Origin of the sequence: Leptolyngbya sp. FACHB-711, from assembly GCF_014695615.1 — a bacterium.
Taxonomy (GTDB): domain Bacteria; phylum Cyanobacteriota; class Cyanobacteriia; order Elainellales; family Elainellaceae; genus Leptolyngbya_A.
Map to the genome: position 1 here is coordinate 1 of NZ_JACJOR010000523.1, position 14769 is coordinate 14769.

Below are 14769 nucleotides of genomic sequence, written 5' to 3' on the forward strand. Positions count from 1 at the left end.
AATGCGATCGAGGCTTCCTTAAAGCAAAACCAGCTTCAGAATCAATCCCAACCGCCTATTCAAGCGTTAGTTCAAGCATTTTCCCGCCTGGAGAACCGAATTAACCAGCTTGAAGCGCGAATTAATCCAATCGATCCCCAGGCGATCGACGTGTCGCTTCAGATCAATCAACAGATGAATCATCAGTTGCAGCAGGCGAATCAGGTTCTCAGTCAAGAGGTGCAAGCACTCAAGCCAGCCTTGGCTGTGCTAGAAAATCGTCTGGTTCCAATCGAAAATTTTGCGGAACACGGCAAGGCGATTATCAATAGTCTTGCTCAAGCCCAACAAGACACCGAAACCCTGGAGAGCCGGATCGATCACTTAGAAAAACTTCTAGCTCAGTTTCGCCTGATCCCTAAACTGGTGGAAGGAAACTATCGGGCGATCGTCAGGTTGCAGCAGCACTTGCAGCATTCGTCTGAATTAAGCAGCATTGGCCAAAGAAATGGGAATGGAGAAACGGCAAACGTGGTGCCGATCGCTAAAGCCAGGTAATGGCATCTTAATGCGATGAAGGAATAAAGAAACAAGACGGCAGATCACAGGTGGCAGCGCAAGTAGCGTAAAATTGTCATCCAGCGGGATCTGCAATTCTTTAACCTTCATGCGCTCTGACTACCTGGAACGGATTTTAACGGCTCGCGTCTACGATGTTGCCCAGGAAACGCCCCTGGATTATGCGCCAAACCTATCTCGCCGTCTGAATAATCGTCTGCTGCTGAAGCGAGAAGATATGCAGTCGGTTTTTTCATTTAAGCTGCGCGGCGCATACAACAAAATGGTAAAGTTGCCGCCCGATCTGCTGGCACAGGGGGTAATTGCGGCGTCGGCAGGCAACCATGCTCAGGGTGTGGCACTGGGGGCGAAGCAGCTCGGAACTCGTGCGATTATCGTCATGCCAATCACCACGCCCCAGGTAAAGATTGAGGCGGTGAAGTCGCGGGGCGGAGAAGTGGTGCTGCACGGCGATACTTATGATGATGCCTATGCCCACGCCCGTCAGCTTGAAGCCGAGAAGGGAATGACGTTTATCCATCCCTTTGACGACCCGGATGTCATTGCCGGACAAGGGACGATCGGCATGGAAATTTTGCGCCAGTGTCAGCAGCCGATTCATGCGATCTTTGTGGCAATCGGTGGCGGTGGACTCATTTCGGGTATTGCTGCCTATGTCAAACGACTTCATCCTGAAATCAAAATTATTGGCGTTGAACCTGTTGATGCCGATGCAATGTATCAGTCGCTTAAGGCAGGGGAGCGCATCAAACTGCCGCAGGTGGGTTTATTTGCCGATGGAGTTGCAGTGCGGCAGGTGGGCGAAGAAACCTTTCGGCTCTGTCAGCAGTATGTAGACGAAATTATCCTGGTTGATACCGACGATACCTGCGCCGCAATCAAAGATGTGTTTGAAGACACGCGATCGATCCTCGAGCCTGCCGGGGCACTAGCGATCGCAGCCGCTAAAACGTATGTGGAGCGTGAAGGCATCGAGTCCCAAACGCTGATTGCGGTTGCCTGCGGAGCCAACATGAACTTCGATCGCCTGCGATTTGTGGCAGAACGGGCAGAACTGGGCGAACGGCGAGAAGCCATCTTTGCCGTCACGATTCCAGAGGAGCGGGGCAGCTTGCGAAAGTTCTGCGAATGTATCGGCAGACGCAACTTAACCGAGTTCAACTACCGAATTGCAGACGATCGCGAAGCGCATATCTTTGTGGGGGTGCAGATCGAGAACCGTGCCGATGCCGCTCGAATGGTGCAAACCTTTGAAGGATGCGGCTTCAAAACCCTCGACCTCACGGATAACGAACTGGCAAAACTGCACCTGCGGCACATGGTCGGTGGACGATCACCGCTGGCAGAAAACGAACTGCTCTACCGCTTCGAGTTTCCCGAACGTCCGGGGGCACTGATGAAATTTGTCACCTCAATGAGTCCAAACTGGAATATCAGCCTGTTCCACTACCGCAACCACGGCTCCGACTGCGGCAGAATTGTCGTCGGCATGCAGGTTCCCCCTCAGGAAATGAACGAGTGGCAAGCTTTTCTAGAAACGCTCGGCTATCGCTACTGGGATGAAAATCAGAATCCGGCGTATAAACTATTCCTTGCATAGTGTTGGTCATGAAGGCCCTCATTAGACAAGCTAAGTTGTCAGCCAGGATTAGGTCAAACAAAGACTGTTTGACTCTAAACTCAATTTCTATCAGCTAATTTCTATCAGTTGTAGATTCAGGTGTGGATAAAGACCATCAGAGCGTTCAATAGAGAAAGTTTGCCTTCTGCTCAATACTCCAGAAGGGCTTGTCGAATATCCCACATTACAGGAAAGCTGGATTCAACGAAGGGGCAGGTTCTCCGAAAGCCTTGAAAGACGATCGCCCTAAACCCACCCCCTCAATAATCAAATCAACAATTACAAATCAATAACTACAGCGCAGCCTGAAGCTGATCGAGCAAACCTTCCACGTAGTTCAGCGCGTTCTTAATCGTGGTTGGGTCTTCAATATCCACATCCACATACTGACGCAGAGCCGTTACCTGATCGAGGCTGCTGCCCGATGCCAGGAGTTCCAGATAGCCGGGGATGAAGTCTTTGCCAACTTCGCGGTATTTCTGGTAGCAGGCAAGGCTGACGATGTTGGAGGCGGTGTACTGGTAGCAGTAGAACGGCTTGAAGTAGATATGCCCGATTCGTGCCCAGTCATACTGATGCTCCGGCAGGAGTTCTACCGCATCGCCGCAAAGCTCTTGATACAGATTCATCCACTGCTCGTTCACAAACTTGTGATCAAAACTGCCCTGCGCGGCACGATCGTGAATCGCTAGTTCCAATCGACTGATCGTGCTTTGGCGGAACAGCAGATTGAGCTGATCTTCGAGCTGACGAGTAATCAGGGTTTTGGTTAGCGTTTTGTCGTCTGCCGCTTGCTTCAGCAAATAGTCCAGCAGCAATAGCTCATTAAACGTGGAGGCGATTTCTGCCAGCACCATCGGTGGATTGCTGTTGAAATAGGATTGGCGATCGTCAATCCAGGCGAAGTGCAGCCCGTGACCCATTTCGTGCGCCAGGGTAAACAGCGAGCTATAGTCTTCGGTGTAGGACAGCAGCAAATAGCTGTGTTTACCGTAGCTGTAGGCGCAAAAAGCTCCGCCCCGCTTACCAGGACGCACTTTGGCATCGACCCAGTTTTTCACAAAGAACTCTTCGGCGCGACGGGCATAATTCACATCAAACTGCTCTAGTGCTGCAAGCAGGGTTTCAACGCCGTTCTGATAGGGAATTGGGGCAACTGAACCCGGATCACTTGTCCAGGGAGCGTAAATATCGCAGATGCGAATCGGCTGTCCGAGAGACTGTGCTTTTAGTTTGTAATATCGCTGGAACAGCTCAAAGCGATCGTGCGTTCCCTCCATAATGGCGCGGAAGACAGGTTCAGACACTTCATCGGCTAAAAGTTGTTTGTGCAATGTGGAGGAGTAGCCGCGCATCTGGCTTTCCATCCGGTGATCCTGCGCCACGGTGTTGAGGATATAGCCGTATAGCGAGTTGTGCTGCTGCATCACCTTTCGCACCGATCGATATGCCTCATCGCGCACATTGCAATCAGGATGAAACAGCAGCGATCCCAGTTCGGCTTCGGTGCTGGCGGTTTTACCGTCTGGGGTGGTGACAAGCTCGTATTCCTGTTCGCCCAAGTGAATCGATCGAAGCTGAATAAATGCCTGCCGTCCGGTGAGGCTGTCCTGGTTGCGGGTTTGTTCGACGGCTTCTGGAAGGGTATGCGGTCGGAATTGGGCGATGCGATCGAGATAGTGCTGGTAGTTTTGCAGTTCGGGGGCAGCGCGAAGCTCGCTAAACTTTGCCTCGTCAATGCCTTGAAGCTCTAGATCGAAGAACAAAAGCTGATTCTCAATCTCCGTCAGAGCTTCCATCGCCTTATCGAGAAACTGTTTTGCCTCTGTGTTGCGCGTGTCAGCAGAGAAAACTAGCGACGGAAAGGAGTACAGATAGCCCGATTGGGCAGCGATCGATTCAAGCTGTTTGAGGGCATCGGCAACTTCAGCGGGGGAAAGCTGAGCCACCTGTTCCCGATAGCCCGATCGAAAGGTCTGAGCGGTTTGGCGCAGCGATTCTAAGTCCTGCGTAAGCTTGGGATCGTCAAAACCTTGATACAAATCCCGCAGATCCCACTCTTGCGGCTCATGAAGTTGAGCAACGTCAGTTTTCGGGGCGGATGCAGAAATAGAAGAATCAGGACTCATAGATATTTGCTTGATTTTTGATTTATCACAATCACAGCTAGCCCTGATGCGGGCTATTTTCTACTGTAATGCAGCCTTTTCGTCTCGATCGCAAACCGCCCCTCTCCACTGGCAGCAGTACTTCTTTCGGCAGAGGGAAGGGTAACCGTCGACTGGCAAAATGACGACAAGATTGTCATTGTTTGTTACAATTAGTTAAATTTCCGAAGGAACAATAAATATGCCATACACTACCGAAGAAGGCGGTCGTCTGAATAACTTTGCGGTTGAGCCGAAGGTTTATCAGGCAGAGGCTCCGACGCAGAAGCAAAAGGTTCAATACGTCGTCTTGGCTGTCGTCGCGGTTGCGCTGCTTGGCGGGCTGCTGGCGATTGCGGTTGCGGTTTCCTAAGGGGCTGACCTGTTGCAAGAACGCTGCCCTTGCGTCTGGGAAGTTTCTGTAAAGCGTTTTTTTCAAAGTGTTTTGTTAAAGGCGTTTATCAAGAACATTAGTTAAAAGCAAAAGAATCTTTTCTAAATAAAAGCCAGGTGCTCTTTGGGGGAATGCCTGGTTTTTTGCTGTTGAACTGAAGTCGATCGAGTTACAGTAATTTTTTACGCCTATCCTGAGCGGCACTGCAAAACCAGGTATAGGGAATATACGCCGACGGCGGGTGCAATTGGAATTCCCTACCATGACAGAAATTCCCTACCGAACGATTCTTGGACTGAATCAGCAAACTTACCAACGCCTGAAAGTCGCTTTGAGCCTCAAACTACGTCGTCAGGTGTTTATCGCTGTGTGCGATGATTTACCGCTGCGCGATCGATTAGCGGCTCAGCTTCAGGCAGACTTGAGTAAAACAAGCAGCAAAACGATTAGTGCCGCTCAAAATCTCGCTCAATCCGCCAGTCCAGAGCGCACTTATCCACGCATTGTCAGCCTGCATCTGGATCTCAACGATCCTAGTCCGATCGGTCAAATTGCCCAGTGGCTTCAGCAGTTTCCCCCGCCCCGGCAGGGAAGTTGGCGTGCCCCATTGCCCGTCTTCCAGATTTTGGGAACGGAGAAACTCACGCGACAGCCTGCTAGCGTCCAGCGGATTTTTCTGACCCATCTTCAGGGCGTAGAGCGAAATCTGCGCTGGGTTGAGTCAGGGGTAATTTTGTGGCTAACGCAGCCATGGTTTCAAACGCTGCCAGAGTCTATGCCAGAGTTCTGGGAATGTCGGACAGGGGTGTTTGAGTTTACGGGTGATCCCACTCCGCTCGCCGCAATTTTACCGGAGCGAATTTCGATCGCCCAATCCTCCGGGCTGCCTTTAACCAAACCCCTACAGGACGAAGCCCGATCTGAAGCAGAGCGTGAGTCTTCCAAAAATCAAACCGGAAACAGCAAGGAGCAGGACAGCAAAACGGCAGTTCCCGAACTTGCAGAGTTCATTAATCCCTGGTTGAGCCTAGCGCAAGATTTAAGCCAGCTTTATGAAGCTGAAGAAACCCCTGCTTTGTCATCTGGGGAGCCAGGAGCAAAAACTGCTGTCTTGCCTGCCGTTGTCTTACCCACCGAGGACGTAACTGCCGATTCGATCGCTTCTGAGTCAACGCCCTCTAATTCGATCGCTTCGCAGTTTTCCGAAGAGACAGCCGCCCCCGTTATCACCGTCTCAGACACTACTGCCCCTGCCTCTGTTGAGCAAACCCTGATCGCTAATCTGCTCGAGCGCCCCTGGCAGTCAGAGGAACTGCTTCAGCAGATCGAAACCTATCAGCGTCAGTCTGTTTCGCCTGCGGTGATGGCAACTGCCTATCGGCTTTTGGGTAATTTGTACTGCGATCAGATTGATCAGGGCTTAGAATCAGTCGAACTGTATCAGCAGGCGATCGATGCCTATCAACAGTGTTTGATCTGGTTGCCAGAAGCGTCGCTGCTCTGGGTAGACGTGCTGAATGATCTGGGCAATTTGTACTGGATGCTGGGACGCCTGATGCAGCGGCAAGGGCCGGCAACGGTGCAGCAGTATCTAGAACAGAGCGTGCAAACCTATCACCTTGCCCTCGATCGGGTTCGGCTGCCTGAGCAGGAAGCGAATTATGCAATGGTGCAGAGCAATTTGGGCACGGCTTATGGCGATCTTGCCCGCTATGGCAACACGGCTTCCCTGCTGCAACAGTCGATCAAAGCCTACGAAGAAGCCCTGCGCTACCGTCCGGCGGAATCTGACCCGCTGCGCTATGCCTCAACACAAAACAATCTGGGAACCACCTACTGGAATCTGGCACAGCATCAGCAGCCGCTCGACAACCTGAAGCGATCGATCGCCGCCTACACCGAAGCCCTGCACTACTACGATCCAGCGCAAGACCCGCTCAACTTTGCCATGATTCAAAATAATTTGGGTACGGCGTTCTGGAATCTAGCACAGTATGAGCATCCGCGTGACTGGCTCTTGCTGGCAGTTTCGGCGTATCGAATTGCCCTAAAGTATCGCACTCCCTCCACGGCTCCGGCTGCATTTGCTGCGACGCAAAACAATCTGGGCACGGCATTCTGGCATCTGGCAAACCATACTGATCCGCCTGCCGATCGGATGGAATATTTGCAGGCAGCAATTGGGGCATACCAGACTGCTCTGGAAGCGATCGAGCAGCTCTCGCAGAAATTCGGTCAGCAGCCGGGAGTCATTTCGTTTGACGTAGCTGCCACCCACAATAACCAGGGACTTGCCCACTATCAGCTTGCTACCGATCTTCAGCTTGGTTTAGCCACCGCAGACCAGCTTTCCCACCTGGAGCAAGCCCTGCACCATCACCTGCAAGCATTGCAACGCTGGAAGCAGCAGTCCGATCTGCGCCAAACGGCTGTCACCTGCATCCTGCAAACCCTGCGCGCCTGCTACAGCCAGCTTGGACTGGAAGGACAAAACCAGGCACTTTCTAAAATTCCCGCCTCACTACTGCCCGAAATTTTGCCCCGACTGTAATCCGGTCTCAAGGCTACGCTGTCACCGGAATCATTGCCTGTTCGATCTGCTGTCGATCGATCGCCCGCCCAATGAATACTAGCCGAGTTTGGCGCAGTTCCTCGCCCTGCCAGGGACGATCGTAGAAAGAGTTAAACCGATCGCCCACCCCTTGAAGCACGAGCCGCATCGATTTATTTGGCACGGCAACAAATCCTTTAATCCGGTAGATTTCCTGCTGCTGCACCAGGGTTCTAAGGCGATCGATCAGTTGAGCGGGGTCAAAGGCGCAATCGAGTATCACCTGGACAGAATTAATATCGTCGTCGTGGTCGTGGTCTTCCTCGTGATCGTGATGGCTGGGGCGATTCTCCAAATCAGATTCGACTGCCGCATTAAACCCCAACAAAACATTCGGACTGATCTGTCCCTGATGGCAGGGCACAATCTTCACTCCCGAAGAAAGCTCTTGTTGAAGCCACTGCTGCACTTTCGCCTGATTTGCTGGGTCTACGCGATCGGCTTTGGTCAACAGCACCAGATCGGCACAGGCAAGCTGATCTTCAAACAGTTCTTCGATCGGCGTTTCGTGTTCTAGCGTGGGGTCTGCTTCTCGCTGTGCCGTGAGTGCGTCCCGATCGCCGACTATTTGCCCCTGAGCTAGAGCTTCACAGTCCACCACTGTAATAACCCCGTCTACCGTTGCCCCAGTGCGGATCTCAGGCCAGCGAAACGCCTGCACAAGCGGTTTGGGCAGAGCTAAACCTGAAGTCTCGATCAAAATGCAGTCGAGCTGATCGCGCCGTTTCAGCAATTCCTGCATCGTCGGCAAAAATTCCTCCTGCACCGTGCAGCAGAGACAGCCGTTCGTCAATTCCACAATATTGTCTGCAAGATTCGTGTTTGCAACCTGAGAAGCGTCCAGCGCGGCTTCGGAGGAATCTTCCGGGCAAACCTGACAGGAACGCAGCAAATCACCGTCAATGCCCACTTCGCCGAATTCGTTCACCAAAACTGCAATGCGTCGCCCTTCGTTGTTTTGCAGCAAATGCCGAATGAGCGTTGTTTTGCCTGCGCCCAGAAATCCGGTAACGATCGTGACAGGAATTTTGTGCATCGTGAAATCTCCTGAAGTTTTGATATTGGCTTAAAATCCTGAAGATCAAATTCTTAGAGGATGCTTGAAACGGGCTACCTGTGCTGCGAACCGCTCCCCTGACCCTCTAAACCTAGAGAGAACTGAACCGCTAAGAAAGGTTTCAAAGTTCCCACAAGAGGGGAATTTAGGGGGCAGTGTAAAAGCCTAGACACCCAATTAAACATCCTCTTAAATCCTGCCTGTGTCTGGCTTGACAGAACTTTTACGATAACGTGAACCCGATCGCATTCTCCCTGCTCCAAACCCGATCACCATCCCAATTCCCACAATCGCGGTCATATAGCCCAGCGTCATCAGCCGCACTGATAACGGAGGCGCAATGCTTTCGATGTCGATCGCCTGAGCCAGCGTCAGCGGAGCAGAATTCGCTGGAGAAACTGCCTCAATTTGAATCTGGTGAGGCGCACCGTCAAAAAACTGCTGCTGCCAAGTGAACACGCCATTTGCATCGGGCTTGCCCGCGACCGACAGCACCGTCATGCCATGCTCTAGATCCTTTGCTTGCAGCCGAAAAGTCGTATCCTGAACAGGCTGATTTGTGCGGGTATCAATCAATCGAGCCGATAGATCTGCCAGTTTGCCCACAGTGGCGATCGTATCGCCCAGGTATTCCAGCTTGAGCGACCCGACCTCAGCCGTCGTCCGGCTTAAAGATAACGGTTCTAGCTGGGAATGTTCAGCATTTTCCGCGCTGATGTTCACAACCAGCAAAGCTACAATGGCTGCCATTGCCGCCCCCGACAACAGCAGTCGTACTGATTGAGACAGTTCCTCAGAGCCTCCGCGAGGCTGTTTTGCGATGAGCCAACCGCCAAGCAACCCCACCAGCAGCAAAATCACCGCCAGCGTTGCTGCATTGCGATATTTCACCGGGTTTTCTGGCACATTCAGCACAAAGGTTTGGGCAACGGGCGCGTTGATTCCGGGAGCCGCGATCGTGGCTTGCAGCGTATAGCTTCCCCGAATCGGCAGGATGGTTTCTAGCTCCAGCAGACTTGTTGCGGAAGTCAGATTTGCATTAAGCAATGTGGTTCCTTCAACCATTGGAAAATCGCTAGAAAGCCAGGGAGTTTTTGCAGGCGTATTGAGCGTGATCTGCCACTGAGCATTCTGCACGGGTTGGTGTTGGCGGTTCGCTGCCTCAAGCCTGAGCCGGACGGGCTGGTGTGCCGGAACAATTTCGCTCAGGGGCGGCTGCGCGACAAGCTGAATTTGAACTTTGCCAGCAAGAACAGGAGTTTTAGACTGCACTGCTTCCGCCGGAGCATCGATCGCTATGCCTTGATGAACCTGTTCCGGATGTGCCTGAGCTGAAAGACTTAGCACCAAAACGCTCACCAGGCAAAGCCAGCCCAGGAGCCAACGGCGCGATGAAGTTGTCATGTGCTGCCTCTTTTGTTGCCTTAGATTTTGCAGGAAGCTACCCCTGCTTCACTAAAGATGTTTAAGCAGTATCCAATCCTCCACCTTGCCCCCACGATTCCCCTTTCTGTCCCCAACTCTAGGGCGTTGAACCCTGAAGTGGGCGAGGTTCCCCCTGGAATAAGGAGGCTAGGAAGCGGTTTGGAAACTCATCCTGACGTTTCAAACATCCTACGAATTGCCTAATGACAGCCTACCCCCAGCATCGAGTGGCGGGTTTCGTGCAGGGTATTGTGTGCGGGCAAATGGGGGCTGAAGTAGATCGTCCAGAGCGTGATTGAAGTGAGTGACAAAAACAGAGCAGACTGGACGGGAATCGAAAGCGCAAATTGAATCGTGCGCTGCCGGGAGCTTTGCATTGCAGTTGTCATCTGTACCTCGCAGATTGAGTGAACTTTTGAGCGTTGGTGGGCATCCTGACTTAGAGATGGAACTGCGAACGATCGAGCTTTTTCGCCGAACGATCGAGCCTGCTCATTACAGTTGCGGGACAGCGTTGGACTTACACCAAACTTTCCCCGGTTTTCTAGACTCCTTATCCATTGCAGGGTCTATCTACCTCTGACGGCTGCTCTCCGCCAGAACCAACGAATTTAATCGTCTCATCACCCTACCACAGATGATGTTCCCTATCGCTGTAGCTATCTGCTTGCGATCACTGAGCCAATTTACTTTAAAGGCTACAATGCAAGTGAAAAATAGTAGTCTCTGCAAAGATGCGAATCGACTGTACAATAACTAAAATTAAATTAAAAAACGAACTAATTAAAACTATTCTTATCTTTCAGGGCTGATCCACTCGTAATTCATGAATCGCAAAGTCACCCCTTGTTTGTTGCAAGTCTAAATTGCTAAAAAATGCTGCCCCTCTTGCTCTCCTCTTGCTTCCCTCAATGACTGTACCCCAAGCTAGTCAGGAAAAGCGCGATCGTATTTTGTTAGTTGAGGATAATCTTTACAATCGCGAATTGATGCAGGACTATCTGCAAACTTGCTTTGGAGTGGGAGTTGCAGCCGTTACAGAAGGGAGACAGGCACTAGCAACCCTCTCTGTGTATCACCCTGACCTCATTTTGCTTGACCTGAAGCTGCCCGATATCGATGGGTTCGCGGTGCTGCAAGAAATGGCAAATCGATCGCTTCAGATTCCAGTTTTTGTGGTTACAGCCTGTGCGCGTCCAGAAGATAGAGAGCGGGCAATGAGTCTCGGAGCCGACCGCTATTTTGTGAAGCCGACCTGTTTAAGAGAGCTATGTCTGGCGATCGAATCGGTCTTAAAGCAGCCCACATCTTGCAGCTTTCAGAACCTTCGTCTGTACGATGCCGCATTCTTAGTAGGCACAAACCCAGGAGCAACACTTTCTCACCGACCTGCATTTGATGAGGAAAATCGGTTTTGAACGAATTTGAACTAATTAGGCTGACCGTGGTTGGGTGGATTATCTTGCCCGCTCTCAGCAGAACGCTCGGATGAGGACAAGGCATCTAGCAGATAGCTCAGGGTTTGCAGGGAACGCCCAGTTTCTAAAATTTGCTGCTCAAGCTGTGAATTCAGCAGCGTTGTGGTTTGCAGGTTTGTCAGTGCCTGTTCTAGCACTGCCCTTGCTTGAGTAACAAACTCTTCTGATGTCATATTTGGGTTCTAAGCTTGACAATCTCAGGGAACTCTGTATTTACAGTCTAGCCTCTGCATTAATCCAGCAGAATTGAGGAAAACCCGCAATCGCGAATGAAGTTTTGATGGATTAAAGCAGAAAGAGTGACCTAGTAACGTGAAGCTGGGGGAAAGCGGTTGGCAGAATAGCTGTCACTCGCTGGATTTGAGGTTCCGCCCGAAATCTGCTGCCGTCCGTTCCGCACCACCCGCATCATTTCGTTGAGCTGCTGTTCCATATCGCGCAAGACGCGGTCGGCATAGTCGTCTGCCCCACGCTGAATTTCTTCGCACTCTGCCAGAGCCATGCGCTGAAGGTCTTCTAGCTCTTGCTGGGCACGTCGTCGGATCTGTTCTATATCGGCGATCGTCTGCTGCTGCATGGAGTCACATTCCTGCTGCACCTGCTGTCGGATTCGCTGTGCCTCAAGCTCTGCCTGCCGGATAATGCCCATTTCATCCAGAATCTGGGCGGCTCGCTGCTGAGCGGCTTCAATAATTTCCTCGGCATACTGCTCTGCATCCAGCAGCACTTCCTCTTTGTGCAGCAATAGCTCGGTGGCTTCCTGAAAAGCTCCGGGCAAACTGAGCCGCACCAGATCAAGCTGATCGAGCAACTGCTCTTCGTCCACCAGCGTCCGCCGGCTGAGCGGAATTCGGGGACTGTCGAGAATGATTTCTTCTAGCCTGTTTAGCTCGCGCTGAATGTCTACTCCATTGAGTCGTACCCCTTCCCGGTGGCTGGGCTGCTGGTTCCCAGAGTGGCTACCGTTCGAGGCTCTGCGGTCGGGGCTGGGGCGATCGGAGTTTTGGCGAAGCATTGGTACAGATCCAGGGCGACAGGAGGGGGAACAAGATGGTCTATGGGTCCGCCGAAGCGGGCGATTTCTTTGACAACACTGCTGCTGAGAAAGCTATATTCCGGGTCAGTGGTGAGGAAAACGGTTTCAATCTCGGCGGAGAGGGTTTTGTTGGTGTGTGCCATTTGCAGTTCCATCTCAAAGTCGGACACGGCCCGCAGCCCTCGCAGGAGGACTTGTGCCTGGCGCATTCTGGCATAGGTGACGGCTAAACCCTCGAAGTGATCAATCTCCAGGTTGGGTAAGTGCTGGGTCGATCGCCGAATTTGGTCAGTGCGCTGCTCTACCGGAAATAAAGGGGCTTTATTCGGGTTGCGAAACACGACCACAATCACCTGTTCAAAGAGCCGACAGCCCCGCTCGATGATATTCAGATGACCGCGTGTAATCGGATCAAAACTGCCGGGATAAATTGCGATCACAAGCCACACGTGCAAAGTAAAGGACAGCAGCGAAAGATACGAAGCAAGAACCAATGAGGGAGAATCCAAAGAAATCAAGGCGTTTACCGCCAGGATCGTCTAGCTTTCCTCAAGGCGATTATATCGAACAGCTTCGGAATCATCACGGGCAATTTTGGGACTCAGGCATAGGTTTCACGGCGGCTCAACGCTTCAGGGAACGATCGGACCGGAGCGATCGAAGCAACCTACAGAATTTGGCGGCGCAAAAACGGCAGCAGCACCTCGTTTACTCTCTCGTGCCAGTCCTCCTGCGGGTAATGCCCGACTTCTTCCAGCTTGACAAGCTCAGCATCCGCTACTTGCTGCCTCAGCGTTTCAGCCAAACTAAACGGTAACCACGGGTCGCGCATTCCCCAGGCGATTAGGGTGGGCTGTTTCCAGTCTGCAAAGCCCTTTTCGATTTCTGCCATGGCCTCCGCCAAGTGTAGATTTTGCACCGTGACAAATAGCGATCGACCCGCCGCTGAACTTTTTAGAAACGGACGACGATACACATCCAGATCTTTATCCTCAACCCGATAACCGCCACCGCCCTCCAAAGTGCGATCGACCAGAAGCGGGTCTTGGGTCATCATTTCGCCCACCAGGGGAATTCCAAGCTGGCGTATTTTCCAGGGAAGTTTTGCCGCCGTACCGATTGGCGTATTCAAAATTGCTAGCCGTTCGATCCGATTGGGATGACGCAGCGCGTACTGTAACCCCACCGACCCCACAAAACCTTGCACCACCAGCGAACAGCGGTCGATCGCTAGTGCATCCAAAAAATCTCCCAGGGCAGTGACATAGGCATCCGGCGTGTAGGCAAAGTCGCGGCGATCGGGCTGAGCGGAAAAACCAGAGCCAATCCAATCGGGGGCAATCGAGCGAAACCCTTGTTCTGCCAGGGCAGGCATAACATTGCGCCAGCTATAGCTTTGAGCGGGAATGCCATGCAGTAAAACGACAGGCGGTTTGTCTCTGGGATTGAGAGGGTCAGACGATCGATAAAACCATTTCAGCTTGCCGACTTCGATCTGATTTTCCTGAGCGTTCTTTGCCATGACCATATGGTTAAAGCGGTTTTTAAGTGTGTCTTATTGTTGCCTGAGCGTATCGCGGAATGGGGCTGAGGACAAGTGAGGAGTGGATGGGCAAGGAGATGCAGTGGTAGTACTTTGAGGCTTTGGGGGGCTTTGGGTTTGTGGAGGCGATCCTAGTAACAAGTCAGAGGATTTGGGAATTATTAAGTTTTGTATCTGAATGCAATTCTGTAACTTTAAATACAGAATGTCTGCTATATTAAGTTAAGAGGCAGGGCATCACTGCTCTGTCTCCAGGAAATGAATCCTGAAAAAATAATTCCTAAAGAACCTAAGCGTAAACCTAGTAGAAACGGAGTGCCCTGCAATGTCTACTCGTGATCAAGCTCGTGCCCTAATGATGCGCCATCATCATCAAGTGAAGAATCGACAGCAATCGATGCTGAGCCGCTCTGCCGAAGAAATTGGGATGGATGCTGAAGCGATCCAAAATCATAGCCACATCCAGGGAAAGCCCCTCGGTTCGCTGAGAAACGAATAATTTAGCTTTTTTCCGTTCTACGGGTTTTTGTCCGATTGAACATTGCAAGTCGATTGGTACTGAAATTTCACACTCGAATATCACAACTGACCTGAGGGCGTTTTCTAGCAGAGAACGTCCTTTTCTTTACATTTCTTCTCTGCTCGACGTGCTAAAGATTGGCGTAAACTAGGAACCTCACGGCTTTATCGTGAATGACTATCGTGGACGAAGGAAATCAGGAGCGTACCGCAAGTGTCGCGATGTAGCCTTCGCCCCATTACCGAGGAATAATCATGACTCGCGCCATCATGGAAACGGACAAGGGAACTATCAATCTGGAACTGTTTGACCAGGATGCTCCCAATACCGTCAAGAATTTTGTCGATTTATCTGAAAAGGGCTTTTATGACGGGCTGAC

15 protein-coding genes and 1 riboswitch are annotated in these 14769 nt (G+C 51.7%); of the genes, 7 read left to right on the forward strand and 8 right to left on the reverse strand.

Annotation, left to right across the window (positions count from 1 at the left end; all coding sequences use genetic code 11):
- Both H6F80_RS25625 and ilvA read left to right on the forward strand, forming a co-directional pair.
- On the forward strand, positions 1-537 hold a 537-nt coding region (locus H6F80_RS25625; protein WP_190794343.1), incomplete at its 5' end, for a hypothetical protein.
- Between the two features lie 109 nt (positions 538-646).
- The gene (gene ilvA / locus H6F80_RS25630; RefSeq protein ID WP_190794344.1) at positions 647-2158 is read left to right on the forward strand and encodes a threonine ammonia-lyase, biosynthetic; all 1512 of its coding nucleotides are present in this window, start codon (positions 647-649) and stop codon (positions 2156-2158) included.
- A gap of 314 nt (positions 2159-2472) precedes the next feature.
- Here the strand turns inward: ilvA and H6F80_RS25635 are convergent, their stop codons facing one another.
- Positions 2473-4308: a M3 family oligoendopeptidase gene (locus H6F80_RS25635; RefSeq protein ID WP_190794345.1), complete on the reverse strand. Its 1836-nt coding sequence runs from the start codon at positions 4306-4308 to the stop codon at positions 2473-2475.
- Between the two features lie 220 nt (positions 4309-4528).
- Here H6F80_RS25635 and psb34 point away from each other — a divergent pair, with 220 nt between their 5' ends.
- Positions 4529-4699 (forward strand): photosystem II assembly protein Psb34, encoded by a 171-nt coding sequence (gene psb34, locus H6F80_RS25640; protein WP_190794346.1) that lies wholly within the window; start codon positions 4529-4531, stop codon positions 4697-4699.
- Between the two features lie 283 nt (positions 4700-4982).
- Positions 4983-7271 (forward strand): tetratricopeptide repeat protein, encoded by a 2289-nt coding sequence (locus H6F80_RS25645; protein WP_190794347.1) that lies wholly within the window; start codon positions 4983-4985, stop codon positions 7269-7271.
- 13 nt (positions 7272-7284) lie between these two features.
- On the opposite strand, the gene cobW is transcribed toward H6F80_RS25645, so the two are convergent.
- The 3 genes from cobW to H6F80_RS25660 all read right to left on the reverse strand — a co-directional run bounded on the left by cobW (position 7285) and on the right by H6F80_RS25660 (position 10202).
- Positions 7285-8367: a cobalamin biosynthesis protein CobW gene (gene cobW, locus H6F80_RS25650; protein WP_190794348.1), complete on the reverse strand. Its 1083-nt coding sequence runs from the start codon at positions 8365-8367 to the stop codon at positions 7285-7287.
- Between the two features lie 210 nt (positions 8368-8577).
- Positions 8578-9792: a hypothetical protein gene (locus tag H6F80_RS25655; protein ID WP_190794349.1), complete on the reverse strand. Its 1215-nt coding sequence runs from the start codon at positions 9790-9792 to the stop codon at positions 8578-8580.
- Between the two features lie 221 nt (positions 9793-10013).
- Entirely contained in the window at positions 10014-10202 is a 189-nt protein-coding gene (locus H6F80_RS25660) for a CbtB-domain containing protein (RefSeq protein WP_190794350.1), read from the reverse strand.
- 18 nt (positions 10203-10220) lie between these two features.
- A riboswitch (cobalamin riboswitch) is annotated at positions 10221-10428 on the reverse strand.
- 296 nt (positions 10429-10724) lie between these two features.
- Here H6F80_RS25660 and H6F80_RS25665 point away from each other — a divergent pair.
- The gene (locus H6F80_RS25665; RefSeq protein WP_190794351.1) at positions 10725-11231 is read left to right on the forward strand and encodes a response regulator transcription factor; all 507 of its coding nucleotides are present in this window, start codon (positions 10725-10727) and stop codon (positions 11229-11231) included.
- An 11-nt stretch (positions 11232-11242) separates the two neighbouring features.
- On the opposite strand, the gene H6F80_RS25670 is transcribed toward H6F80_RS25665, so the two are convergent.
- The 4 genes from H6F80_RS25670 to H6F80_RS25685 all read right to left on the reverse strand — a co-directional run bounded on the left by H6F80_RS25670 (position 11243) and on the right by H6F80_RS25685 (position 13849).
- Positions 11243-11464 carry a hypothetical protein gene (locus tag H6F80_RS25670; protein WP_190794352.1) on the reverse strand — a complete coding sequence of 74 codons (222 nt, stop codon included), beginning with the start codon at positions 11462-11464 and terminating at the stop codon, positions 11243-11245.
- 131 nt (positions 11465-11595) lie between these two features.
- On the reverse strand, positions 11596-12306 hold the full coding sequence (locus tag H6F80_RS30105) for a F0F1 ATP synthase subunit B (protein WP_199296832.1): 711 nt from the start codon (positions 12304-12306) through the stop codon (positions 11596-11598).
- Positions 12195-12776 (reverse strand): pantetheine-phosphate adenylyltransferase, encoded by a 582-nt coding sequence (coaD, locus tag H6F80_RS25680; protein WP_518523653.1) that lies wholly within the window; start codon positions 12774-12776, stop codon positions 12195-12197. The genes H6F80_RS30105 and coaD overlap by 112 nt, the downstream gene beginning before the upstream one ends.
- Before the next feature lie 218 nt (positions 12777-12994).
- Positions 12995-13849, reverse strand: coding sequence for an alpha/beta fold hydrolase (locus H6F80_RS25685; protein WP_190794353.1), 855 nt, complete (start codon positions 13847-13849; stop codon positions 12995-12997).
- 346 nt (positions 13850-14195) lie between these two features.
- Between H6F80_RS25685 and gifA the strand changes: the two genes are divergently transcribed.
- Together gifA and H6F80_RS25695 are read left to right on the forward strand one after the other, a co-directional pair.
- On the forward strand, positions 14196-14369 hold the full coding sequence (gene gifA, locus H6F80_RS25690) for a glutamine synthetase inactivation factor IF7A (protein WP_190794354.1): 174 nt from the start codon (positions 14196-14198) through the stop codon (positions 14367-14369).
- Between the two features lie 290 nt (positions 14370-14659).
- Positions 14660-14769 (forward strand): peptidylprolyl isomerase (locus H6F80_RS25695; RefSeq protein WP_518523654.1); only part of this gene is annotated, 110 nt, incomplete at its 3' end.